The sequence below is a fragment of the Chryseobacterium rhizoplanae genome, assembly GCF_900182655.1.
Classification (GTDB): domain Bacteria; phylum Bacteroidota; class Bacteroidia; order Flavobacteriales; family Weeksellaceae; genus Chryseobacterium; species Chryseobacterium rhizoplanae.
On record NZ_FXTC01000001.1, the window covers coordinates 66330 to 90221 of the forward strand.

A 23892-nucleotide genomic window follows, 5' to 3' on the forward strand; every position below is an offset into this window, starting at 1 on the left:
ATGTTACTATTAATTATGAGATTCTTCACTGCATTGCATTCCTTTCAGAATGACAAAAATCAAACTTACATTGAATTCAATAGGGTCGGGCTTTAGCCCGGCCATTTTATCAAAGCTTCAACGGCTTTAGCCAAAACATAAAAATCAGCGTTCCATAATCATTTTTATTCTACAATATTTACCTTTGTATCACATTTCAAAAAACATGAAGAAACTACCCATCCTGCTGATTTTTTTTATCGGGCTGTTGAACGCTCAAAAACTTACTTCCAATGAGATTTCAATTATTAATCAGGGAGATATAAATACGGCAATGCCAATCTATCAGACTACAGATTCCAATCAGCACAAAACATTGCTGAGCATTTCTTCAGAAGCAGATCCTCTTGATCCAAATACAGCTGTTTTGGTAAAAAGAATGAAAGAATCTCTTCTTTCTACAGATGGTGGAGTAGGAATTGCAGCGCCTCAGGTGGGAATTAACAGAAAGATCATCTGGGTACAGCGTTTTGATAAAGAAGGAACTCCTCTGGAATATTTTATCAATCCTGTCATTGTTTGGCATTCCGATCTGCAGAATCTTGGTCCTGAAGGAGATTTGTCAATTCCGGACTTCAGGGATCAGTTTTACAGAAGCAAAGTAATTCAACTGGAATATGTGGATTTGAAAGGACAGAAATATTCAGAAATTGTAGAAGGTTTTACAGCCGTAATTTTCCAGCATGAGATCGACCATCTTTTCGGCATTCTGATTTCCGATAAAAAAGAAAAAGAGAAAAATGATTCTTATAAAAAAGTAGATGCCTATCAGAAAAGTGATGTAATGAAAGACAGGAGGTAATGATGAGTTATAAATGATGAATGATGACACGCTGGTACTAAAATATCTTCAATCATCTGTGCTCATCTGCGAAATCTGTGGTTAAAAATAACATAAAAGGAGCTGTTTCCATGGAAACAGCTCCTTTCGTTATAACTATGCTTAAAAAAATTGGATTAATCGTTGTTGGTTACTGATAGTTTCACCTCCATATTATTTCTGGTTGCATTAGAATAAGGGCAGATTTGGTGTGCCTTTTCTGTCAGGGCCTGTGCTTCCTCAATAGAAACTCCGGGGATGTTGACATCAAGTTCTGCTGCCAAACCGAAACCTCCGTTCTCAAGTTGGCCAATGCTCACTTGTGCAGTAACAGTTGTTTCTCCGGTTTTCACTTTAGACAGACTGATTACTCTGTTCAGAGCACTGTCGAAACATGCAGAATATCCGGCTGCAAAAAGCATTTCAGGGTTGGCAAAATCATCATTGGCTCCTCCTAATGCTTTCGGCATTCTTACATCAAGATCCAATACTCCGTTTTCACTTTTTACATGTCCGTTTCTGCCTCCTTGAGCAGTTACTTTGGTGGTATATAATGTTTTCATTTATTTTCTATTTTATTTAATATTTTTAGAACTGTGTCTTTAAGGTGCAGCAGTTCTTCCGGCTGTATACCCAGTCTTTCCTGAATTTTTCCCGGAATTTCACATGCTTTTTTCTGAAGCTGTTGTCCGGCTTCGTCTAAAAATACTTCAACCACTCTTTCGTCTTCTTTTTTCCTTTTTCTGATGATAAATCCTTTGGCCTCCAGTCTTTTAAGAAGGGGTGTTAAAGTACCGCTGTCCAGGAACAGCTTTTCTCCGATGTGGGTTACGGTAAGTCCGTCACCTTCCCATAATACCATCATAACAAGGTACTGCGGATACGTTATGTCCAGCTCATCGAGGAAAGGACGGTAAAGTCCTGTGATCTCTTTGGCTATAACATATAACGGGAAGCAAATCTGGTTTTCTAGTTTGGGAGTTTTCGGATTTTCCATAAGTTTTGGTACGAAAGATTTGATGAAGGTATTACTTTTTTATGATAAATTCATCCATTGGAATTCTGACTTTTTTCATAGAAGACAGCCAGTCATTGGCTTCGTCACGGTATCCAAGGTATAAAAGGCTTACACTTTTTAATCCTAATTCTTTTAATCCCAATACTTCATCTACCACTTCATTACTGAATCCTTCTGCCGGAGTACTGTCGATTTTAAGTTCTGCAGCCTGAGCCAGGGCAATTCCTAACGCAATATAAGTCTGGCGGGCCGTGTGTGCAAAATGCTCTTCAGGAGTCTGTGCACCATAGATTTCTTTAATTTTATCGGTATAGCTTCCGAAACGTCCTCTTGGAAGGTCTCTTACATCCGTATGATAATCGTAAACTTTGTCAATTTTTTCATTAGAATAACTGTCCCATGCTGCAAAGACCAAAACGTGAGAAGAATCTCTCATTACTTCAGGGTTTAAAGCACCTGCTACCATTTTTTCTTTCAGTTCCTGATTTTCTACCACGATGATTCTGAATGGTTGTAATCCGGATGAAGTAGGAGCCAGCCTTGCTGATTCTAAAATAGTATTAAGGTCTTCCTGTGAAATTTTTTTGTTCGGGTCATAAGCTTTTACAGCATGTCTCCAGTTTAGGTTTTCTATTAATGACATTTTTTTTCTTTTGTTTTAAATTAAACTACTTGGTGGTTGTTGAACTTCCTGTTTTTTTAATTGAAGTAAAACAACAGCACAAATGTATAAACAATTTAATTGTGTGCAATTTAATTTTGAAAGATTTTATTGATGACGATTATTGATGAATTAAAATAAATAGTAATACAGTTTGCTTTTAACTCATTTTTCACATGATTCGGATTTTTTCAAAGCCTTTGTATTCCAATCTTTGCAGGAGAATTTTAAACTAAAAACAATGCAGAGATTTAAAAACAAAACGGCTTTAATTACCGGCGGAACAAATGGAATGGGGCTGGCTACCGCCCAGAAATTCATTGAAGAAGGAGGAGCAGTCATTATTACAGGAAGAAGTGAAGATACTGTGAATATAGCCCTGGAAAAACTGGGAGAAAAGGCTTTTGGAATTGTATCCGATGCCGGAAATATAAAAGACCTGTTGAACCTTCAGCAGGAAGTCAGAAAATATACAGAACAGATTGATCTGGTCTTTGCGAATGCTGGATACGGAAGATTTGCTCCCGTAGAATTTGTGGATGAAAATCAGTTTGACGAACTTTTTAATCTTCTGGTAAAAGGTCCTTTTTTTACAGTACAGCAGCTGTTGCCGTTGATGAATAGCGGAAGCTCCGTTATTTTTAATACTTCAGTAGCTACCGATATTGCGATGCATAATTTTTCCGTGTATTCTGCTGCTAAATCTGCTGTGCAGTCTTTCATTAAAACCTTTGCGGTAGAGCTTACAGAACGCGGGATTCGTGTCAACGGGGTGAGTCCCGGACATATTAAGACCAATATTTTTAATAATACAGGCTTAACCGGAGAACAGATTGAAAGTGCGATTGAAGATATTATTCCTACCATACCATTTAAAAGACAGGGGGAACCGTCAGAAATAGCCAATGTAGTTCTGTTTCTTGCTTCAGAAGAAGCTTCCTATATCCATGCGGCTGAAGTAAAAGTAGATGCCGGGATTTCTGTGATCAGATAATGGCAGACTATTTCAAAGCAATTAAAAGGTTATTTGACCTCTTTAATTTCTTTGATGATATTGGTTTTATTTTCAATACCAATATCATAGGTTTTACTTTTCTTAAGGCTCTGGGTTGCTTTTTCCATCAGAGTTTTGTACTCCGGTGATTTTTTTGAAATATAAAAAACCTGGGCACTGATTCCAATGGCAACACGTACTACTTCATTGGGTTTATCCGGATCTTCGGTGATATCTGAAATAGTAGCATTATTATACCAGGTTAAGTTCTGTGAACTGGAATTACCGGAACAGGATGTAATCATAATAAAAAATAATAGTAAATAGGACCAGGCTTTCATAGCAAAAAGTATTAAGTAAAAAGCTCCTGCAATGTATCAAAATAAATGCAGGAGCTCTATATAAATGAGTTAAAATCCACAACTTCCTACGCTAGGTGCAGGAGAAGGAGAACATCCTGAAAGGGATGAGAAGATATTCAGTACACAATTGGTATTTACATAATTGTTATCATACAGTAAGGATCCTGCCGGGCTTCTGTAATATACATTTCCAGCAGTATTGGCATAAGAAGATACAGAAGCAGATCCACAGCTTGTATTGGTACATGCCGCTCTCCATGCAGAATCAGTTACAGGTCCGCTGGAGAATAATGATGGATCAATGATTCTTTTCTCAACAATTCCTGAAGCATTTTTAAAGCTTATCAATATTGCTACGTGATATACCCATGATACGCAGCATGTTCCTGTAGAAGCTCTCAGGTTACCGTACACGAATTGTTTTTCACAATCGTATCCTGCATTCAATAGTATTTGTCTCATTTTATGGGCTCTTGCATAGCATCCGTCAACAGGATATCTGAAGGTGATGCATGGAGAAGAAGCTGTAGAAGTTCCGCAGGCCTGATTTTTTATCTGAGCAAACAGACTGTTTAAAGTGGCAAGATCAGGAATAACACTTACTGCTTTTCTGCTCTCTTCTTTTACTTCTTTAGTAAGGATAGATTTGAAATAACGGATATCTTCAGCGGTAGCTTTGTCTACTTTTGCGATTTCGCTGGTATTGGCCTTAAGGAAAATCTGAACAGGAGTTTCGTTTTCAACAGCCTGTCTGATCATGGAAATATAACCTGCATTTTCTTTAGTGTCCCTGATGTAATAGGGCTGGGCAGTAACCATAAATGAGATTTTAAATTTCCCATCTTCTTTATCAATCCCTACCGGGACAGTTTTGCCGAAATCTTTCATTGCAATTTCGTTTGACTCTTTGGCAACAAGATTGGGATCCTGATTGGCACCTGAATCTGAACAGGAATTAAATGACAGTACCGACACAAATACCATCATGGATAACAGAAATTTTTTCATAGTTTTTATATTTTGGTAGTTAATTTTAAGTGAACATTTTAATTTGTAATAGTTCACTTATTTGTGATATTAAAAGTAATAAAATTTAAAATATATGCAAGAGTTTTTTTTAATAAAATATATTAATTCTTTCATTTTATTGATTTTATGGTATTGAAAATGGTTAAAAAGTAATGATTATGATGGTAAATTGATAAAACTAAATTTTTTGATTTTATAGATTCTTACAGAATGGACAAAGTGAATAAAGATATGTACTGAAACACTAGTGTTTTAAGGATATATTATCCATCCATATTGTCTATTCCGCAGGAATCCAAACAATACAAAAATTACAATGGTATATTAAACTAAAAACCCAGTTTCAATAGGTGAAACTGGGTTTGTTATATTTTAAGTCAATTGACTATTTGTAAACGAGTTCTGCCTGAAAAACGTCAGCAAAATGTTTTCTGATCTTTGCTTTCAGTTCTTCCATTTCTTCGGGAGTAAGCTCTCTTTCAAGTTCTCTTTTCAGAGAAGTCACCTGCTTATCTTTGATCCCACATGGAATGATATATTCAAAATAACGCATATCCGTATTCACATTCAATGCAAAGCCATGAAGAGTAACCCATCTTGAAGCTTTCACACCCATTGCACACATTTTTCTGGCGTAAGGTTTCCCTACATCCAGCCATACTCCTGTTTCTCCCGGAGAACGTTCCCCCTTAATGCCATATTCTGCAATCGTTCTGATGATCACTTCTTCCAGATTTCTCATATATAAATGAATGTCTGTAAAAAAGTTCTCAAGATCCAGGATAGGGTAGCCTACAACCTGTCCGTAACCGTGATAAGTAATGTCTCCGCCACGGTTTACCTTTACGAAAGTAGCATCAATCTCTTTCAGTTTATCAATGCCGGCAAGCATATTTTCTTCGTGTCCGCTTTTTCCTAAAGTATACACATGAGGATGCTCTACAAAAAGAAGATGGTTGGAAGTAGTAGTATGCTGTTCTGCAGGAAGATCTCTGTTTTTTATCTTGGTATCAATGATGTTTTTCATCAGCTGCTCCTGATAATCCCAGGCTGGCTGATATTCTTTGACCCCTAAATCTTCAAATTCTACTGATTTATTTTGATTTGTATTCATTTCAATTTTTGATATACAAATTTAGTGAATTTTACCCTTTTATGGAATGGATAAAATCTATGGCACTTTTCTTCCAGTCTTTATCCTGGAGCAAAATATTCACAAAGGCTGTTCCTATGATGCCGCCATCTGCTTTTTCCGTTACATTTTCAAAATCCTCTTTCGATTTAATTCCGAATCCGATCATCACAGGATTTTTGAGTGGGAGGGAAGCTACCCTGGAAAGGTAATTTTCATTTTTTAAAACCGCATTTTCATTTCCCGTTGTAGAGGAAGAGCTTACTGCATACAGAAAACCTGAACTTAGAGAATCAAGATACATCATTCTTTCATCAGAAGTTTCCGGAGTCACCAGAAAGGTAAAATTAAGATTGTACTGCTTTAAAACAGATTGATAATTTTTCTCAAACTCAATAGGAGGAAGATCCGGAAGAATCAACCCTGAAACACCGCTTTCCGAACATGCTGCACAGAATCTCTCAAATCCAAAACTCAAAACCGGATTGATATATCCCATCAGGATAATGGGAATTCTGATTTCGTCTTTGATGGCTTTTAACTGAGATAATAACTTTTCAATCGTCATTCCGTTTTGTAAAGCCAGTTCATGAGCCTTTTGAATCACCGGGCCGTCTGCCACAGGATCAGAATAGGGCATTCCGATCTCGATCATATCTGCTCCGGAATCCTGAATCAGTTTTATAATATCAGCGGTATCTTCCAGTTGTGGAATTCCTGCGGTGAAGTATATATTTAGTTTTTTCATTTCTTTCTTTTTTTTGTATTGATGTAAAATGTATTTATGATCAGGTTTTATCTGTTAAAGTCATTTTACGTGAATACCTTTACCTTTTACAAATTCTTCAGATACGTTTCCATATCCTTATCTCCACGGCCGCTCAGACAAATAACAACAACATCATTTTCATTAAATTTCTTTTTGTCTAAAACAGCCAGCGCATGGGAACTTTCCAATGCCGGGATAATTCCTTCCAGTCTGGTCAGTTCGAAAGCACATTTCAAAGCTTCATTATCATTAATGCTAAAGAATTCAGCACGTTTTTCTTTAAATAAATGGGCATGAAAAGGTCCGATTCCAGGATAATCCAAGCCTGCGGATATAGAATGAGGTTCTATGACCTGGCCGTCTTCCGTCTGCATCACAAGGCTTTTACTTCCGTGAAGAACACCAAGGGTTCCAAGGAAAGTAGTAGCTGCAGATTTCCCGGAATTTACTCCCAGTCCTCCTGCTTCTGCAGCGATGATTTTTACTTCTTTTTCTTCTACAAAATGATAAAAAGTCCCTGCCGCATTACTTCCACCTCCTACACAGGCAATCACGTAATCTGGATTTTCTCTTCCAATTTTCTCTTTAAGTTGTTCTTTGATTTCTTTTGAAATAATACTTTGAAATCTTGCCACAAGATCCGGAAATGGGTGAGGACCTACCACGCTTCCAATCACATAATGAGTTGTCTGAGGATTGTTGATCCAGTCTCTTAATGCTTCATTCACTGCATCCTTAAGTGTTTTTGATCCTGAAGTGGCTGGCACAACTTCCGCACCCAGCATTTTCATTCTTGCAACATTCGGGGCCTGTCTCTGGATATCAATTTCTCCCATGTAAACAATGCATTCCAAACCAAGCAAAGCACACGCTGTAGCGGTGGCAACACCATGCTGTCCGGCTCCGGTTTCAGCAATAATTCTGTTTTTTCCAAGACGTTTTGCCAACAGAACCTGTCCCAGAGCATTATTGATCTTATGAGCTCCGGTATGGTTGAGGTCTTCCCGTTTTAAATAAATCTGAGTCTGGTATTTCTGACTTAGGTTTTTAGCAAAATATAAAGGGGTGGCGCGGCCTACATAATTTTTCAGCAAATCCTGATACTCAGCCTGAAAATCTTCAGATTCTATAATTTCAAGATAGTTTTTTTGTAATTCTTCTACATTAGGATAGAGCATTTCGGGGATAAAAGCACCTCCAAACTCTCCATAATATCCGTTTTCATCGGGGTTTTTATAATTCATTTTTTTATTCTTTAGTAATTAAATAAGCATTATTCTGGGCGCTTAGCTGATTAAGCAGTTCTTTGGTTTCCTTTGATGCATTAAAAATCAAAATATCATCGTCTTCAGAGTTAACCCATTCCGACCCGATACTTTCTTTGATCATTTTAGCTTTGTCATGAAGAATTTCAATTGAACACTTTTCATAAAAAGGACGGAGATCCGAATGGCAGAAACCAATAGTATCCAAATTTCTCTGAATGACATTTTCTTTGAAATGACGAACTAAAGCCGCTCCATACCCTTTCTTTTTATGAGCAGAAACAAGTCCTACAGCTTCCGCAAAGGAATAATCAGTACCGGCTATTTGTAATGTAAAATCAAAATTGACACGCATCAATGCCAGAATATTTTCATAAGTATCCATTATAAAATGAAATTCAGAATCTTTGAAAAAAGTCCGGAAATAAGCAGACTTCATGCTGTTCCAGGCAGAAATATCCCAAAGCTGTAGGATATGTTCTATCTCATTTTCCGTTAAATCTTTCGTTTCCTTTACTTGATATTTCATGAGTTTAAGCTATTAATAAATGTAAGATGATAATCGTATTGTTGTTTGGTAATCAGTTTTTTATAATGTAATAATTCTATTTTATGCATTAAATCAATTAACGTTGCTTTATCTATTTTAGATTGATACATGGTAATGGCAATTTCCAGATTGTCAATCATATAATAAGAATCAGAGTCTTCATACAGCAGAAATATTTTAGCATAAATCAATCCTAAGTCATATTTTATAACTGATCTTACATGGTTTTCCAGAAACTTATCTGAAATAATAACAAGATAATAGCTGTTCCACAAGCTGATTCTTTCAAAAAAATACTGGATATCGGTTTCCTGAAAATCTTTAATAATATCAATGAACTCAGACAATAATCCGCCAACTTCCCAATGCTCTATATTACTGTCGTTCTCAGCAACAAAATGGTACAGAGACTGTATTTTTTCATTCCCGAACTTGGGGGGAAATAAAGTTTTATAAAATGTCTTTTTTAGCAAATGTATGTTCATCATTGTGTTTTTTTAGTTGTTATATCTTTTACTGATATAGGTTTTTAAATTTGTTGATACGGCCAATATCTTTATATCCTGGTTCTGTTTCAAACTTTGAATTAATATCTAAAGCATATGGTTTTTGTTGTAATACTTCAATATTTCCAATGTTTTCTTCTGAAATACCTCCACTTAAAAAATAAGGCAAAGGAATAATAAGGTCATTCAATAAAGGCCAGTCAAACTGTTTTCCTGTTCCTCCGAATGCTTTTCCATCTGTATCGAAAAGGTAATAGGAGATAGGTTGTCGATTTGAGGTTGTTGATTGCAGGCTAAAAGTCTGCAGTATTTTATTTTTGGTTTCTGAATCATTTTCTCCTATCCTTATCACTTTAATGATTTTAACTTCAGGATCCAGTTTTTGTCCTAATTCAGCAATAAAACTATTACTTTCGTCGCCGTGAAGCTGAATAAAATTTAATCCTGCTTTTTGAACAATTTCCAAAATGGTTTCTGCGTCTTCATTCACAAAAACACCTGTTTTCCCGTGATGACCAATAGTAGAGATCTCTTCCAGGGTCAGATGATTCAAAACATATCTCGGTGATTTTGCATAGAAGATAAAGCCAAGGAAATCTACATTCATAGCGATCAGCTCCTGAATCTGGTTTAATTGCGTTAAACCACATACTTTGAGTTTTGGAGTGCTGGTAGGTTGCAGGTTCATGATAGGGTATGTTTTATCTATTAAATTTGTACTGAGAAATCTTCAAATGCTTTAGCCGGATTTGTATTTTTCATAAAATATTCTCCCATCAGGAAGCCGTCAAATCCTTTTTCTTTTAAAAACTGAAAATCTTCAAGATTGTAAATACCGCTTTCTGCCACAGATAAAACTTCTTTGGGAAGCTGGTTTTTCAACTGAACAGAATGTTGAAGATCTACTTTGAAATCCTTAAGATTTCTGTTGTTGATGCCCACAAGATCAATTTTTGAATTACAATGTTTCAGCTCATCTTCGGTATGAATTTCCAACAAAACTTCCATGTTCAGTTCATGAGAAAGATCTGTAAATTCTTCTACCTGAGCGGGTGAAAGACAGGATGCAATGAGTAAAATAACATCAGCTCCAATACTTTTAGCTTCATAGAACTGGTATTCATCAATCATAAAATCTTTTCTCAGAATCGGAATGTTAATATCATTTCTTACACTTACAATATCATTTAAATTTCCTCCAAAAAAATCATGATCAGTCAGGATAGAAATTCCGCTGGCTCCAAAATTTTCGTATGCTGAAACCACTTCTAACGGTTCCACGCTATTGTTGATGATTCCTTTTGAAGGCGATTGTCTTTTAAATTCAGCGATAATTCCGCTTTTATTTTTGATGGATTCTTTCAGAGAATGGGTTTTCCTTCCAAAAAAGGCTGTGTGTTTTAACCGGTCAAGAGATATGCGTGATTTTGCTCCGGCAACTTCCTCTTTTTTTCGTTCAATAATTTTATCCAGTATAGTCATTTGATACAGAATTTAATAAGATGATAAAAATGATAAACCATTAAGGGATATTAAGGTGATAAGATAAATTAAGTTCCATCAAAGATGGAGAATAAAGGATGTCGCTGAATAAATAGCTTTAGCTATGATCTTAACTATTCTTCATCACTTAAAAGTTCTTAACGGTTGAAAAAAATAATAACACTAATTAATTAAAAGATTAAAACTGTTCAGTGCTTTTCCGCTTTGCAGACTTTCTTTAGCCAGTAGAAGACAATCATCATATGTTCCGAAGCGGTGCGTGTTGTACAGCGCTACTGAAGCATTGGCCAGAATCACAGAATTTTGTTGTTCCGTACCGTTTCCTTCCAGGATATTCATAAATATTTTTGCCGTTTCCTTAACAGTGCTGCCAGCTTTAATATTTTCCAGCGTTACCGGATTAAACCCTAAATCTTCTGCAGAATAAATTTCTTCCCCGTTTTTTGTAATAATTTTGCTGTCGTCGGTAAGACTTATTTCATCGTATCCGTCAAGGCCATGTACCAGAATAAACTCACGTTCCTCTTTTTGAAGAAGGTACTGGTAAATTCTTGCAATTTCCAGGTTGTACACTCCAATCATTGAATACTTGGGTTTTGCAGGGTTAACTAATGGCCCCAAAAGGTTAAAAAATGTTCTTAATCCCAAAGATTTTCTCAATAATCCAACAGATTGAAGCGCGGGATGAAAATAAGGAGCATGTAAAAAACAGATATTGGCTCTTTCAAGGTCTTCATTCAATTGTTCCGAACTGTTTTTAAACTGATAGCCCAGTTCTTCAAGTACATTGGATGAGCCTGTGATAGTGGAGGCTCCGTAATTTCCATGTTTGGTTACCTTCTGTCCGGCTCCGGCCACCACAAAGCTGGCTAATGTTGAGATATTAATGGTGTCTTTTCCATCACCTCCCGTTCCCACAATGTCAATGGCGTCACTGGCATCTATGTCTGCTGGAACAGCCATCTGTAGCAAAGCCTCTCTGAAGCCTTCCACTTCCTTCAGAGTAATATTTCTCATCAGGAAAACACTGATAAATGCGGTAACTTCTGCGGCATTGAACTTATTCTGTGCAATCTCAATCATGGTAGCCTTAGCTTCTGATTTTGAAAGCGTATTATGGTTGAACAGGTATTGCAGTATTTCTTTCATTTGTGGCGTTTTTATTGTTGTTGATGGGATTCCTAGTGTTTTCACGATAAAAGAAAGTTTTTAATGATTACTTCTCCTTCGGGAGTTAAAATACTCTCAGGGTGAAACTGTACTCCGTGTACATCATAGGTTTTGTGCTGCAAAGCCATGATCATTCCGTCTTTGTCTACAGCTGTGATCTCCAGATCTTCCGGGAAACCTTCAGGATTTACTGCCCAGCTGTGGTATCTGCCTACTTCCAATCCGGAATGTAGATCTTTGAATAATTTAGTATTTTCTTTTACCAGTTCCGTAGTGGTTGCTACTCCGTGGAAAATTTCAGTCAGGTTAATAAGATTTCCTCCGAAAGCTTCAGCAATAGCCTGCTGTCCGAGGCATACACCCAGAATACTTTTCGTAGGGGCATATTCTTTAATAAGGTCTAATAAAATGCCTGCTTCTTCAGGAATTCCAGGACCTGGAGAAAGAATGATCTTGTCATACTTTCCGATTTCTTCCAGGGTAATCTCATCATTTCTTACCACATCCACTCTTTGATTCAGAATTCTTTCAATAATCTGGACCAGGTTATAAGTGAAGCTGTCATAGTTATCAAAAACAAGAACTTTAAGGGGCTGCTGAGTGTTTATACTGTTGTTCATTTCTTTTTTGTTAGGTTGGTTGTTGCTGTTTTTTTGCTAGTTGCTAGTTGCTAGTTGTTAGTTGATGAGGCTTATTTTATTTTTCAACTATTTTTTCTGCTTTTTCCACTGCTTTTTTCAGTGCATTCAGCTTGTTGTTGACTTCCTGCAGTTCATTTTCCGGAACCGATTTTGCCACAATACCCGCACCAGCCTGGTAAAAGAGTGTATTGTTTTTACTTAAGAAAGTTCTGATCATGATGGCCTGGTTGCAGGTTCCGTTCAATCCGATCATTCCTATACAACCTCCATAATATCCGCGGGAATCTTTTTCGTATTGATTAATAAGTTGAAGAGCTTTATGCTTCGGAGCGCCGCTCAGTGTTCCCTGAGGGAAAGTTGCAGATACCATTTCAAGAGGGTTGATATCAGCGGAAACATCGGCTGTTACTTCACTTACCATATGGATAACGTGAGAGAACAGCTGAATTTCTTTAAGCTTGGTCACTGTTACATTTTTTCCGAGTTTTCCAAGATCATTTCTTGCCAGGTCCACCAGCATGGTGTGTTCTGCATTTTCTTTAGGATCAGCTTTTAATTCTTCAATAGCCTGAAGATCAGTTTCAAAATTTCCCGTTCTTTTAGAGGTTCCGGCAATCGGGTGAATGATTGCTTTATTGTCTTTTATAATTAACTGGCTTTCAGGACTAGATCCGAATAATTTGTAATTTCCGTAATCAAAATAGAAAAGATATGGAGAAGGGTTGATGTTTCTTAAAGCACGGTATACATTGAATTCATCTCCCTTGAATTTCTGTTCAAATCTTCTGCTCAGAACCAGTTGGAAGACATCGCCACGCATACAGTGCTTCTGGGCTGTTTTTACCAGTTCTCTATAATCTTCATCAGTAATATTAGACGTTTCCTCATCTGTTTTTTCGAAAGGATAGACCGGAGTATTCTGATTTTTAATAAGGTTTTCCAACAGATGAAATTCAGATTTTACCCCGTCAATAGAATTTTCAATGATATACATTTCATCGTTGAAATGGTTGATCGCAATTACATATTGATATAATCTGTATCTCAGAACAGGAATTTCAACTTCCTTACTTTGTGCTTTAAGATTGATCTTTTCAAAAAATTGTACGGCTTCAAAGCTTGTATATCCAAAAAGGCTCTGAGCGGTTTGTTCTATAGGATCGTTGGTTTCTTCACATTTAAAAATTTTCCTGAATTCTTCAAATATATCTGTGATATTGCGTTCCATCATGAATTGTTTTACAGGAGCAGAAGCAGGAAGCTTGATTTCATATTCGTTGAGGTTTTTTACTTCAATTCCTGCAATGGCATTTACTGCGATGAAAGAAAAGTTATTATCAATGCTTTTTGAATCCGAGCTTTCCAGAAGAATAGTATCGCGGAATTTATCTCTTATTTTAAGATAAATATTCATGGGCGTGTGAAGATCTCCCAGCGTTTTTTTCGAAACAGTTTTTATTTTAATTGTGTCAGTATGCATTTTGTTTTTTTGTAAGATTAAAGAATAAAAAAAGGCTTCAACGGTATCCGTCAAAGCCTATATATTGTTTTTTGATTATTTCTGCTGTATGATTAGCAACATGACAATACCTTCAGACCCGACGAAGAGTTTGAAAGCCACCACCAAATATTGTTGCTCATTTTAAACATGGGACAAATGTAGAAAATTTTTTAATACAAAAACTAAAAAATAGTAAAAATTAAAAAAACTTAATATAAGAATCTCCTATTTAAGCTGTTTAAGCTCAAGTTGTAATTCTTTGATTTTCTCTTTGTAAGCTTCATCATCATAGTATTTTACATACTCTTCCAATGCTGCAATGTATTCTTCAATGAATTCCTTATTGGTTCTGTCTGCTTCATATTTGATTTTTGCTGAATTGACAGGGGCCAATTTTGAATACCTAAGATTTGCCTGTCCTTCATCAGACTTATTGTAGAGAATCACTATGTTTTTTTCATAGCCCGGAATGTATTTTACAGGAAAAGAAACCTCCGTTTGCGGGATTCTGATTGCATTTTCAATCGGATAAATAGAAGCTGTTGTTGTTGAGAAAAATGTTGAAATATATTTCCCGTCCTGTTTCTTTACAATAGCTTCATAGTCATGAATATACATATCGTTCAGGGTAGAATTGGTTTCTACATCAGAAGTGATGATGGCGGTGCTCTCCACTCCGTATTTGTTTAAAAACCATGCATTTAAAAACTGTCCTCCAAATCCGTTTAATATAGCAAGAGGAATAATGGGGATCAAAAACCATGCTTTTTTGGTCAGGTACGACAGTCCTCCAAAGAATACCAGCAACAGAATCACAGTATAAAAACCATGATGACTGGTAAAAAACAGAATTTTTGAAATTAAAACCATGGATTAAATATAACGATAATAATCTTTTATTAAACGTTGGGATTGCAAAAATGTTATTAAATTGACTGTTAAAACGGTCGCAAAGGCGTTTCACTTAGCAAAGTTCATTGTCATTAGCTAAACGGAGTGCCCTTGCGAACGAAAAAATAGAGTTACATAATTACTTTGTGAACGTAGCGGTTAAACTAGTCATTGTGCCCGGTTCATATAAAGGAATAGTTAAACGCTACGATCGCAAATATGCTATTAAATCACAGTTAAAGCGGTCGCAAAGGCGTTTCACTTAGCAAAGTCCGTTGTCATTAGCTAAACGAAGTGCCCTTGCGAACAAAAATAGTTTTATCGTAATTACTTTGCGAACGTAGCGGTTAAACTAGTTATTGTGCCGGTTCAGATAAAGGAATAGTTAAACGCTACGATCGCAAATATGCTATTAAATCACAGTTAAAGCGGTCGCAAAGGCGTTTCACTTAGCAAGGTCCGTTGTCATTAGCTAAACGAAGTGCCCTTGCGAACAAAAATAGTTTTATCGTAATTACTTTGCGAACGTAGCGGTTAAACTAGTTATTGTGCCGGTTCAGATAAAGGAATAGTTAAACGCTACGATCGCAAAGATGCTATTAAATCACAGTTAAAACGGTCGCAAAGGCGTTTCACTTAGCAAAGTTTACTGTCATTAGCTAAACGAAGTGCCCTTGCGAACGAAAAAATAGAGTTACATAATTACTTTGTGAACATAGCGTTTAAAACAACTATTTTACGGGTTCAGACAAAGGAATATCAGGAGTTCCGCTGTAGAAAACAATCAGCGTTGCTCCTTTATCTCCGGTTTTTCCTCTGTGGCCGGTATTAATCATTTCAGGAAGAACCTGGCCCTTTCTTATCCATTGTGTTTTGCCGTCTTCTTTTCTCTCGATCTGGATTTCTCCTTTTTCTACATACGCTGCATTAATGACAGGGTGCTTATGCCAGTCCAGAGCTTTGTTGGGAGGAACAGCAATTTTCAGAACCGAGATTTCAGGCTGTGTTGCGGGATAAGCCGGATACACAGTTCCATCCCAGGACTTTGTAGTTTTTAAAAGCGTTACAGATTCAATTTTATCAGAATATTCTGATTGTGGCTCGTTCGATGAATTATCACAGGAAAGAAGCAGGGAAGAGAGTAGAGCAAAGAAAGCTGTACCCGATTTACTTTTTTTAATCATAAACTTTTCAATTAATAGATTGATTTGGTTCGGATGATCCGTGATACAAAAATAGCAAGCTTGTTTAAATCTCCCTAATGTTTGAATTATTTTTTATTGATCTGATTACAATTCAGCCCTTAAAAAATATTTATCAAAGAAAACATTTGTCATAAGTTTAAAACTTTATTTTTTATATTTTTGCTACCAAATTAGAAAAAAATGAAAAAAGTATTAGCAATCGCATTTATCGGAGGTTTACTATTAGCAAGCTGCAAAAAAAAGCCAGATCATTCTTTACAGGATACTAACACAATGCTTGAAGAACCAGAAACAACTACTGTTGTAGATTCTACAGCTAAAACTGCTGCTCCTGCTGCTGCAACTCCTGCTACAACTGCTCCTGAAGCTGCTAAAACAGATTCTACAGCGAAGAAATAATGAAAAAAATACTTTTGGCAGGAACACTCAGTCTTCTGATCATTTCCTGTTCTAAAAAAGAAAATACAGCAGAAGTGGCTCCTTCCTCTGAGACAGCAGCTGTTTCAGAACCGGCTAAATCTAATCTTTCAGGTGATCAGATCATGGAAACATTGGATTGCTCAGGATGTCACTCTGTGAATGAGAGAATGATAGGACCTTCTTATAAGGAAATCGCAGGGAAGTACTCTGAAAAGGATACAGAATTGCTGGCTTCCAAAATTATAGAAGGCGGAAGTGGAGTATGGGGAAGTGTGCCTATGGCTGCCCATCCACAGGTATCTAAAGAAGATGCCAAAAAAATGGTGGAATATATTTTAAGTCAGAAGAAATAAAATATGTCCGCTGAAAAATCCAGTCTGCACACAAGAAATCTGCATCGTAATCCTTATGATTTTGATGCGCTTATTTCTTGTGTGCCGGAACTGAAACACTTCGTTTTCGTTAATGCTTATCAGACGGTAACCATTAATTTCAGCATTCCAAAGGCGGTGAAACTGCTCAATAAAGCCTTACTCTTACATTTTTACCATATTAAAGGCTGGGATATTCCCGACACCAATCTTTGTCCTCCCATTCCCGGAAGGGCAGATTATATACACTATATTGCTGATCTTTTAGCTGAACAGCTGGATGGAATTCCTACAGGAAATTCTATCAAAGGATTGGACATAGGAACAGGAGCCAATCTTGTGTATCCTTTAATCAGTCACAAATCTTATGGCTGGACGATGCTGGGAACAGATATCAATCAGGATTCTTTGACAAATGCTCAGTCTATTTTGGATCAAAACCCGGATCTTTCATCCGTAATTCAATTGAAAAGTCAGCCTGATGCTGATCATATCTTTACCAATATCATTAATCCTGATGACAGGTTTACCTTCACCATGTGTAATCCTCCTTTTCATGATTCCGAAGAATCTGCAATGAAAGGAAATATCAGGAAAACAAAAAATCTTAATAAATCAAAGAAAACCAAACCTGTTCTTAACTTTAGCGGCCAGCAGTCTGAGCTTTGGTGTGAAGGAGGTGAACTGGCTTTTATTACAAAGATGATTTATGAAAGTGCATTATTTTCATCACAGGTTCTTTGGTTCACGTGTCTGGTTTCTAAAAAAGACAACCTCAATAAGCTTAACAATCTTTTAAAGAAAGTAAACGCTGCAGAGGTGAAAACCATTGATATGGCTCAGGGACAAAAGGTAAGCAGAATGCTGGCCTGGACGTTTATTCCTCAAAAAGACAGAAAAACCTGGTTTATTTAAAAGTTCAAGATTCAAAGTTTAAGGTTTCTGGTTTCTGGTTTCTGGTTTTTTTGTTGCAAGTTTATTTCGTTGATGCTTAAAATTAAGGATAGACGTTCTAACTCTATTAAAAAATTCACCATTCACTTGCGAAGCAAAATTCACTATTGGCAGCATCCCGAATCTTATATCCCATTATCCCGAATCTCGTATCTCAACACCATTCCTCAACACATTTTAAAATTTCTGAAAAAAGCCATTGATGGTCATGTCAAAAATGCCTAAATTTGTACGCTTTTAGAAAAATAAGAAATGCAATTATCAGAACAAGAAATCATTAGAAGAGAAAAGCTGAATAAGCTTACTGAAATGGGGATTAATGCGTTCCCTGCGGATGAGTATACCATTACAGATACTACAGAATCTATAAAACAGGACTTTTCTGAAAGTAAACAGGTGAAGATCGCTGGTAGATTGATGTCCCGCAGAATTCAGGGGAAGGCTTCTTTCGCAGAATTGCAGGATTCTAAAGGAAAAATCCAGGTTTACTTCAACAGAGACGAGATCTGTCCGGGTGAAGATAAAGAACTATATAATGAAGTATACAAACATCTTTTGGATATCGGTGATATTATCGGTATCGAAGGAGAGTTGTTTACTACACAGGTAGGAGAGATGACGGTTTTAGTAAAGAATTTTACACTCCTTACAAAGGCTTTGCGCCCTCTTCCTCAGGCTAAAACTGACGAAAACGGTGTTGTACACGACGGCTTTACAGATCCGGAATTAAGATACAGACAACGTTATGTAGATTTGACGGTAAACCCACAGGTTAAAGAAATTTTCGTGAAGAGAACAAAACTGTTCAATGCCATGAGAACATTCTTCAACGATGCGGGATACTTTGAGGTAGAAACTCCTATCTTACAGTCAATTCCTGGTGGAGCAGCAGCAAAACCGTTTATCACGCATCACAATGCATTAGATATTCCATTATATTTAAGAATTGCCAACGAATTGTATCTGAAAAGATTGATCGTAGGTGGTTTTGACGGAGTATATGAGTTCTCTAAAAACTTCAGAAATGAAGGGATGGACAGAACGCATAACCCTGAGTTTACCGCTATGGAGATCTATGTAGCATACAAAGACTACAACTGGATGATGGATTTCACTGAGAAATTATTGGAATTCTGTGCCACTCAGGTGAATGGAAATGCAGAATCTACTTTCGGTGAACACACGATCAACTGGAAAGCTCCTTACCCAAGAGTTTCCATGACAGAAGCGATCCTGAAATATACAGGATTTGATATTACAGGAAAAACGGAGAAGGAATTATACGATTTTGCCAAGTCTATCGGTATTGAAGTAAACGAGACGATGGGGAAAGGAAAATTAATTGATGAGATCTTTGGCGAGAAATGTGAAGGAAACTTTATTCAGCCGACATTCATTACAGATTATCCGATCGAAATGTCTCCACTGACAAAGAAACACAGAAGCAAAGAAGGCTTAACAGAGCGTTTTGAATTAATGGTATGTGGTAAAGAAATTGCCAATGCGTATTCAGAGCTTAATGATCCTATCGATCAGAGAGAACGTTTTGAAGCACAGATGACTTTATCTGAAAGAGGAGACGACGAGGCAATGTTCATCGATCAGGACTTCTTAAGAGCATTGGAATATGGAATGCCGCCAACTTCAGGGTTAGGAATCGGTATGGACAGATTAATCATGTTTTTAACGAATAATGCATCCATCCAGGAAGTATTATTCTTCCCTCAAATGAGACCTGAAAAAGCAGTTCCACAGATTGAATTGGGAGAAGATGAAAAGGTAATCCTTGAAATCCTTAATTCTCAGGAAGAAGCAATGTCCTTAGCTGAAGTAAAAGAAAGAAGCCAGTTATCCGGTAAAAAATGGGATAAAGCTTCTAAAACTCTGACCAAGAACAATATTGTGAAAGTAGAGAAAATTGATGAAAATCTTTTGATGACATTGGTTTAGTCGAAATCATTTCTATAATATTATATAAAAGCGAGCATTTTGTTCGCTTTTGTATTTTTTCATTAATTTGCACCAGATAAAAACACATTTTAATGAGAAAATTAATTACTACAAGTATTGTATTGATCAGTTCTCTGATCAATGCACAAATTAACTTAATCCCAGATTCTAATTTTGGGAATAATAGTACAGTTGATTTAGGATCAGATGTTACTGCATTTCTTTCTTACCATTTTTTAAATGACAAAATAATGGTCCAAAATTATGATCTTGTAGATCCGGATCTTACTTACTCCAGAGTTACAATGCTCAATAATAATGGTAGCGTAGATGGTAGTTTTGGTACAGGTGGTTCTTTTCTTTTCCCAAAAAACTATAATGCTAACGAAGATGCAGATTTTGTGTATCATCTTACTTCATCGCATCTATTCATGTTTTCTGGTAGAAAATATTTGTATAATGGAACTTTAGATCAAACTTATGGAACGAACGGACAATCGCTAAGCTATCATCCGTCAGAAATTTATCGAAAAGTACTTCCTGATGGCAAATTAATTATCAGAACCATAAATAATTTTTATCAATACACACAGTCAGGGAATTTAGATACAACTTTTGGTACCAATGGAAGTCTTGCGAGTAATAATCTTTTAACAAATTATGGCTATCCAACTTTTGATTATCATCAGGAATTCGTTCCATTATTTTCGGACAATTCTGTTTTAGAATACGATGGTAATTATTCTCATTTTAGAAAGATGAATTACACAACCGGTTATTATGACACTAATTTCGGGGTGAACGGAGATGCGCAATTTTCTACAGGAACTTCTGGTACGATTATGAAATTTCGTGTTTTAAATGACAATTCTTTCATTAATTATTTATTTGATAATAATACTAACTTTTTAACAAAAACATTATCAACGGGAATGTTAGATAATTCTTTTGGAAATAATGGTAGAATTGATTTACCAAGTAACATAAGTGCTACAAATTTATTGTACAACCAGGATTTTGCTGTTGTCAATGATAATAATTATATTATTCCTGTTTTCGATGATAACTATCCGAAAAAGATGTATCTCGCCAATTTCAATAATAATGGATTAAGTACGATAAACAGTCAGAATCTTTTAGATACAGGAATTACCACTGCTATGGTAAATCCTGATGACAAAGTATTTATTTCTGTAAAAGATGGTTATCTCTATCTCTTTGTAAATCCTAGATTTATCAAAAGATATTTAATTTCAGAAAGTACTTTGAATACACGTGAAAATATAAACAAGACTGACGAAATTAGTTTTAACAATCCTTTCAGAGATGAATTACATTTTAAAACCACAGAAAAAATAAAATTTACAGAAATTTATGATCAAGCTGGGCAATTGGTCTTGAAAAATTCAGGACAAAAAGACAACAATACTTCTGCGCTTCCAAAAGGGATTTATATTATTAAAATAACCAAGGAAAATGGACAGATAATTTCTAAAAAAGCAATTAAGAATTAATAGTATCTATCTGCTGAAAGTAGAGAATATTGATGAAAATCTTTTGATGAAATTGGCTTAAGATTTTTCAGAAGATATAAATATAAAAGGTACAGAGCTATTCTGTACCTTTCTTTTTTCTATTTCCGAAGCTGTATCCTAAAATTTTTAAAAGGAGCTACGGTATTGATATGAATCCATTTCCAAACAGACCACTGAGCAGGTGTAGAAGCCTATTTTCTAAGTTTACTGAACGATGCCATCAGATAAAATAAAAAGGGAAGAATAAATAATGAACCCAGCATTAAAGCCCATCCCAATGCGGCAATGGTTTTTTCGGGAGCCATATGTTCCAGTAGGGAAAGATGCTGTCCGTTTCCTAATAAAATTATATTAGGATTATGCTGATAGGTTGCAGCTACTAAGATCATGACCATCTGAAATCCTGCCAACGCACGTACCGGAAGCAGTTTTTGTCGGTTCAGCGCTCTTAAAATAAGCAATAAAGCAATCGTTGCAAAGGCAATAGCCATAATCCCCAAAGGTTTGGAAAATACCCACATCAAAAGCGGAATATCTGAAATATAAGCTGTTAAAAATACCAGTATTCCGGTAATGACCACAAAAATCATCGTTTGCTTGGACTTTCTTATCATCAGCAAAAGATCTGCCTTATCACGGGTCTCCCTTAATGAAAAGATAGAAGCAAGATAAGCGCACAATGCAACAGTGAATAGACCTACCGAAACTCCAAACCAGTTCAGCCAGCTAAAAATATATAAATCCACAAAACTTACCGCGTCAGGATTGATAGAGTGAGAAACCGTTGCAGCAGCTATTAACCCTAAAAAGAAAGGTGTTAAAAGACTCGCGTAATAGAAAATCTGGGTATATAAAACCTGCCAGTTGTCTTTCACAGCATCATAGTGTCGGAAAGTAAATGCCGTTCCTCTTGCAATAATGCCTACCAGCATCAATACCAAAGGAATATGAAGATAGGTAGACATGGTGGTGTAGATTTCGGGAAACCCTACAAAAAGAATTACAATTGCGATGATCAGCCACATATGATTGGCTTCCCATACAGGAGCAATAGACTCATACATGATTTCCTGAGTCTTATGTCTGGCTTTTTTATTGGTGAAAAGCTCTACAATACCAGCTCCGAAATCGGCCCCTCCCAGGATAATATAAAGACAGATGGAAAGCCAGAGAAAACCTATAACAACGTAGATCATGATTTTTTGTTTTTATCGTTAAACTGAGGGTCGGTAGGATCGTAAAGTTTCGGTACCATTTGAATCTGTCTTCTTAAAAGGAAGATAAGAATCATCGATAATGATATGAAAATTGCAGTAAAGAAGTAGAAGGAATACTGTATTCCAGGCATTGGGGTAACAGCGTCTACTGTTCTCATAATTCCGTAAATAATCCAGGGTTGTCTTCCCACTTCCGTCACAGTCCATCCCGCTTCCAGTGCAATATATCCAAAAGGGGTTGCTATTAAAAAAGTTTTTAACAGCCAGTTTTTATTCAGCCATTCCTTTCTGAAGAAAAAAGAATATAAATAAATAACTCCAATACCAATCATGACCACTCCGAAAAAGATCATAATCTGAAAAGCATAATGAACAACTGCAACCGGAGGCCATTCATCTCTCGGAAAATCTTTAAGACCTTTTACTTCAGCATTGAAATCATTACTCACCAGAAAGCTTAATACCTTTGGAATCTTAACAGCATACTTCACCTCTTCTTTGTCTTCGTCAGGAATTCCCCCAACGATAAATGAAGCTCCTTTTTCAGTTTCAAAATGAGCTTCCATAGCAGCCAGTTTTATCGGTTGTCGTTCTGCTACCGATTTTGCAGCAACATCACCGCTTAAAGGCGCTCCGAATGCGCCAATAAGAGCAAAACCTACCGCAATTCTAAACGCTTTGGTGTGAAATTCGATATTTCTTTTTCGCATGATCATAAAAGCATGAACTCCGGCTACCGCAAATCCTGTGGCACAAAATGCAGCAACAGTCATGTGAAGAGCCTGTGGAAACCATGCATCATTGAACATCGCTTTAATAGGGTCTATGTTAAGGTATTGTCCATTTATATAATCAAAACCCGTTGGAGAATTCATCCATGAGTTGGCTGCTACTACCAGAATACCGGAAGCAAGCCCGCTTACCCCAACAAGAAATCCGCAGAACCAGTGAAACCATTTGTTGAATCTTTCCCAGCCATATAAAAAGAACCCGATGGCAATAGCCTCAATGAAAAAGGCTGTTCCCTCAAGAGAGAAAGGCATTCCGAAAATAGGACCGGCATGTTTCATAAAACCGGGCCATAAAAGTCCCAGCTCAAAAGAAAGCATTGTTCCCGAAACAGCTCCGGTAGCAAAAAGAATAGCTACTCCTTTGCTCCAAGCTTTTGTAAGCCCTTTATATACTTCATTATTGGTCTTTAGGTATTTCCAATGGGCAAAAGCCATGAGAAAAGGCATCACCATACCCACACAGGAGAATATAATATGAAAGCCCAGTGAAAGCGCCATCTGGGCACGGGCAGCTATAAAATCATCCATAATATCAACTTTTCAGTAAATAAATTTACGCATAAATTATTGATGTTGAATATGATTTACAACAGTTGGT

27 protein-coding genes are annotated in these 23892 nt (G+C 36.5%); 7 read left to right on the forward strand and 20 right to left on the reverse strand.

Annotated elements, in window-relative coordinates; all coding sequences use genetic code 11:
• Positions 1–205 precede the first annotated feature (205 nt).
• Positions 206–841: a peptide deformylase gene (locus FN817_RS00270; protein WP_142716204.1), complete on the forward strand. Its 636-nt coding sequence runs from the start codon at positions 206–208 to the stop codon at positions 839–841.
• A 155-nt stretch (positions 842–996) separates the two neighbouring features.
• On the opposite strand, the gene FN817_RS00275 is transcribed toward FN817_RS00270, so the two are convergent.
• The 3 genes from FN817_RS00275 to FN817_RS00285 are packed head-to-tail and all read right to left on the reverse strand — an operon-like array spanning position 997 to position 2520.
• Positions 997–1422, reverse strand: coding sequence for an organic hydroperoxide resistance protein (locus FN817_RS00275; RefSeq protein ID WP_142716205.1), 426 nt, complete (start codon positions 1420–1422; stop codon positions 997–999).
• The gene (locus tag FN817_RS00280; RefSeq protein WP_142716206.1) at positions 1419–1856 is read right to left on the reverse strand and encodes a MarR family winged helix-turn-helix transcriptional regulator; all 438 of its coding nucleotides are present in this window, start codon (positions 1854–1856) and stop codon (positions 1419–1421) included. The genes FN817_RS00275 and FN817_RS00280 overlap by 4 nt, the downstream gene beginning before the upstream one ends.
• 31 nt (positions 1857–1887) lie before the next feature.
• Positions 1888–2520: an NAD(P)H-dependent oxidoreductase gene (locus tag FN817_RS00285; RefSeq protein ID WP_047423564.1), complete on the reverse strand. Its 633-nt coding sequence runs from the start codon at positions 2518–2520 to the stop codon at positions 1888–1890.
• Positions 2521–2779: 259 nt separating this feature from the next.
• Between FN817_RS00285 and FN817_RS00290 the strand changes: the two genes are divergently transcribed.
• The gene (locus FN817_RS00290; RefSeq protein WP_142716207.1) at positions 2780–3532 is read left to right on the forward strand and encodes an SDR family oxidoreductase; all 753 of its coding nucleotides are present in this window, start codon (positions 2780–2782) and stop codon (positions 3530–3532) included.
• A gap of 29 nt (positions 3533–3561) precedes the next feature.
• On the opposite strand, the gene FN817_RS00295 is transcribed toward FN817_RS00290, so the two are convergent.
• From FN817_RS00295 to FN817_RS00360, 14 genes are all read right to left on the reverse strand, one after another.
• Complete coding sequence (locus FN817_RS00295) at positions 3562–3873, reverse strand: hypothetical protein (RefSeq protein WP_142716208.1); 312 nt, start codon at positions 3871–3873, stop codon at positions 3562–3564.
• A 69-nt stretch (positions 3874–3942) separates the two neighbouring features.
• Complete coding sequence (locus FN817_RS00300; RefSeq protein WP_142716209.1) at positions 3943–4902, reverse strand: protein-glutamine glutaminase; 960 nt, start codon at positions 4900–4902, stop codon at positions 3943–3945.
• A gap of 406 nt (positions 4903–5308) precedes the next feature.
• Positions 5309–6037 carry a lipoyl(octanoyl) transferase LipB gene (gene lipB, locus FN817_RS00305; RefSeq protein WP_142716210.1) on the reverse strand — a complete coding sequence of 243 codons (729 nt, stop codon included), beginning with the start codon at positions 6035–6037 and terminating at the stop codon, positions 5309–5311.
• A 31-nt stretch (positions 6038–6068) separates the two neighbouring features.
• Positions 6069–6803, reverse strand: coding sequence for a tryptophan synthase subunit alpha (trpA, locus tag FN817_RS00310; RefSeq protein ID WP_142716211.1), 735 nt, complete (start codon positions 6801–6803; stop codon positions 6069–6071).
• A gap of 86 nt (positions 6804–6889) precedes the next feature.
• A complete protein-coding gene (trpB, locus tag FN817_RS00315; protein WP_142716212.1) occupies positions 6890–8068 on the reverse strand; it encodes a tryptophan synthase subunit beta in 1179 nt (392 codons plus the stop codon).
• A gap of 4 nt (positions 8069–8072) precedes the next feature.
• Positions 8073–8618, reverse strand: a complete 546-nt coding sequence (locus FN817_RS00320) for a GNAT family N-acetyltransferase (protein ID WP_142716213.1) — start codon at positions 8616–8618, stop codon at positions 8073–8075.
• Positions 8615–9127 carry a hypothetical protein gene (locus tag FN817_RS00325; protein WP_142716214.1) on the reverse strand — a complete coding sequence of 171 codons (513 nt, stop codon included), beginning with the start codon at positions 9125–9127 and terminating at the stop codon, positions 8615–8617. The genes FN817_RS00320 and FN817_RS00325 overlap by 4 nt, the downstream gene beginning before the upstream one ends.
• A 25-nt stretch (positions 9128–9152) precedes the next feature.
• Positions 9153–9833 carry a phosphoribosylanthranilate isomerase gene (locus FN817_RS00330; protein WP_185149881.1) on the reverse strand — a complete coding sequence of 227 codons (681 nt, stop codon included), beginning with the start codon at positions 9831–9833 and terminating at the stop codon, positions 9153–9155.
• 20 nt (positions 9834–9853) lie between these two features.
• Positions 9854–10627: an indole-3-glycerol phosphate synthase TrpC gene (gene trpC, locus FN817_RS00335; RefSeq protein WP_142716215.1), complete on the reverse strand. Its 774-nt coding sequence runs from the start codon at positions 10625–10627 to the stop codon at positions 9854–9856.
• Between the two features lie 183 nt (positions 10628–10810).
• On the reverse strand, positions 10811–11797 hold the full coding sequence (gene trpD / locus FN817_RS00340) for an anthranilate phosphoribosyltransferase (protein ID WP_142716216.1): 987 nt from the start codon (positions 11795–11797) through the stop codon (positions 10811–10813).
• A 41-nt stretch (positions 11798–11838) separates the two neighbouring features.
• On the reverse strand, positions 11839–12438 hold the full coding sequence (locus FN817_RS00345) for an anthranilate synthase component II (protein ID WP_142716217.1): 600 nt from the start codon (positions 12436–12438) through the stop codon (positions 11839–11841).
• Between the two features lie 76 nt (positions 12439–12514).
• Complete coding sequence (locus FN817_RS00350) at positions 12515–13939, reverse strand: anthranilate synthase component I family protein (protein WP_142716218.1); 1425 nt, start codon at positions 13937–13939, stop codon at positions 12515–12517.
• Between the two features lie 246 nt (positions 13940–14185).
• On the reverse strand, positions 14186–14830 hold the full coding sequence (locus tag FN817_RS00355) for a hypothetical protein (protein WP_142716219.1): 645 nt from the start codon (positions 14828–14830) through the stop codon (positions 14186–14188).
• Between the two features lie 752 nt (positions 14831–15582).
• The gene (locus FN817_RS00360; RefSeq protein WP_142716220.1) at positions 15583–16035 is read right to left on the reverse strand and encodes a cupin domain-containing protein; all 453 of its coding nucleotides are present in this window, start codon (positions 16033–16035) and stop codon (positions 15583–15585) included.
• A 201-nt stretch (positions 16036–16236) separates the two neighbouring features.
• Between FN817_RS00360 and FN817_RS00365 the strand changes: the two genes are divergently transcribed.
• From FN817_RS00365 to FN817_RS00385, 5 genes are all read left to right on the forward strand, one after another.
• The gene (locus FN817_RS00365; protein WP_142716221.1) at positions 16237–16455 is read left to right on the forward strand and encodes a hypothetical protein; all 219 of its coding nucleotides are present in this window, start codon (positions 16237–16239) and stop codon (positions 16453–16455) included.
• On the forward strand, positions 16455–16829 hold the full coding sequence (locus FN817_RS00370) for a c-type cytochrome (RefSeq protein WP_142716222.1): 375 nt from the start codon (positions 16455–16457) through the stop codon (positions 16827–16829). The genes FN817_RS00365 and FN817_RS00370 overlap by 1 nt, the downstream gene beginning before the upstream one ends.
• A gap of 3 nt (positions 16830–16832) precedes the next feature.
• Positions 16833–17762, forward strand: coding sequence for a 23S rRNA (adenine(1618)-N(6))-methyltransferase RlmF (rlmF, locus tag FN817_RS00375; protein ID WP_142716223.1), 930 nt, complete (start codon positions 16833–16835; stop codon positions 17760–17762).
• A 291-nt stretch (positions 17763–18053) separates the two neighbouring features.
• Positions 18054–19751 carry a lysine--tRNA ligase gene (gene lysS / locus FN817_RS00380; protein WP_142716224.1) on the forward strand — a complete coding sequence of 566 codons (1698 nt, stop codon included), beginning with the start codon at positions 18054–18056 and terminating at the stop codon, positions 19749–19751.
• A 92-nt stretch (positions 19752–19843) separates the two neighbouring features.
• Complete coding sequence (locus FN817_RS00385) at positions 19844–21265, forward strand: T9SS type A sorting domain-containing protein (protein WP_142716225.1); 1422 nt, start codon at positions 19844–19846, stop codon at positions 21263–21265.
• 119 nt (positions 21266–21384) lie between these two features.
• Here FN817_RS00385 and FN817_RS23545 read toward each other — a convergent pair whose 3' ends face one another.
• Genes FN817_RS23545 through FN817_RS00400 form a run of 3 tightly spaced genes read right to left on the reverse strand, consistent with a single transcriptional unit; the run spans position 21385 to position 23822 of the window.
• On the reverse strand, positions 21385–21441 hold the full coding sequence (locus FN817_RS23545) for a hypothetical protein (protein ID WP_394345027.1): 57 nt from the start codon (positions 21439–21441) through the stop codon (positions 21385–21387).
• A gap of 36 nt (positions 21442–21477) precedes the next feature.
• The gene (locus FN817_RS00395; RefSeq protein ID WP_047423542.1) at positions 21478–22482 is read right to left on the reverse strand and encodes a cytochrome d ubiquinol oxidase subunit II; all 1005 of its coding nucleotides are present in this window, start codon (positions 22480–22482) and stop codon (positions 21478–21480) included.
• Positions 22479–23822: a cytochrome ubiquinol oxidase subunit I gene (locus FN817_RS00400; protein WP_142716226.1), complete on the reverse strand. Its 1344-nt coding sequence runs from the start codon at positions 23820–23822 to the stop codon at positions 22479–22481. Before FN817_RS00400 ends, FN817_RS00395 begins: the two co-directional genes overlap by 4 nt.
• Positions 23823–23892: the final 70 nt, after the last annotated feature.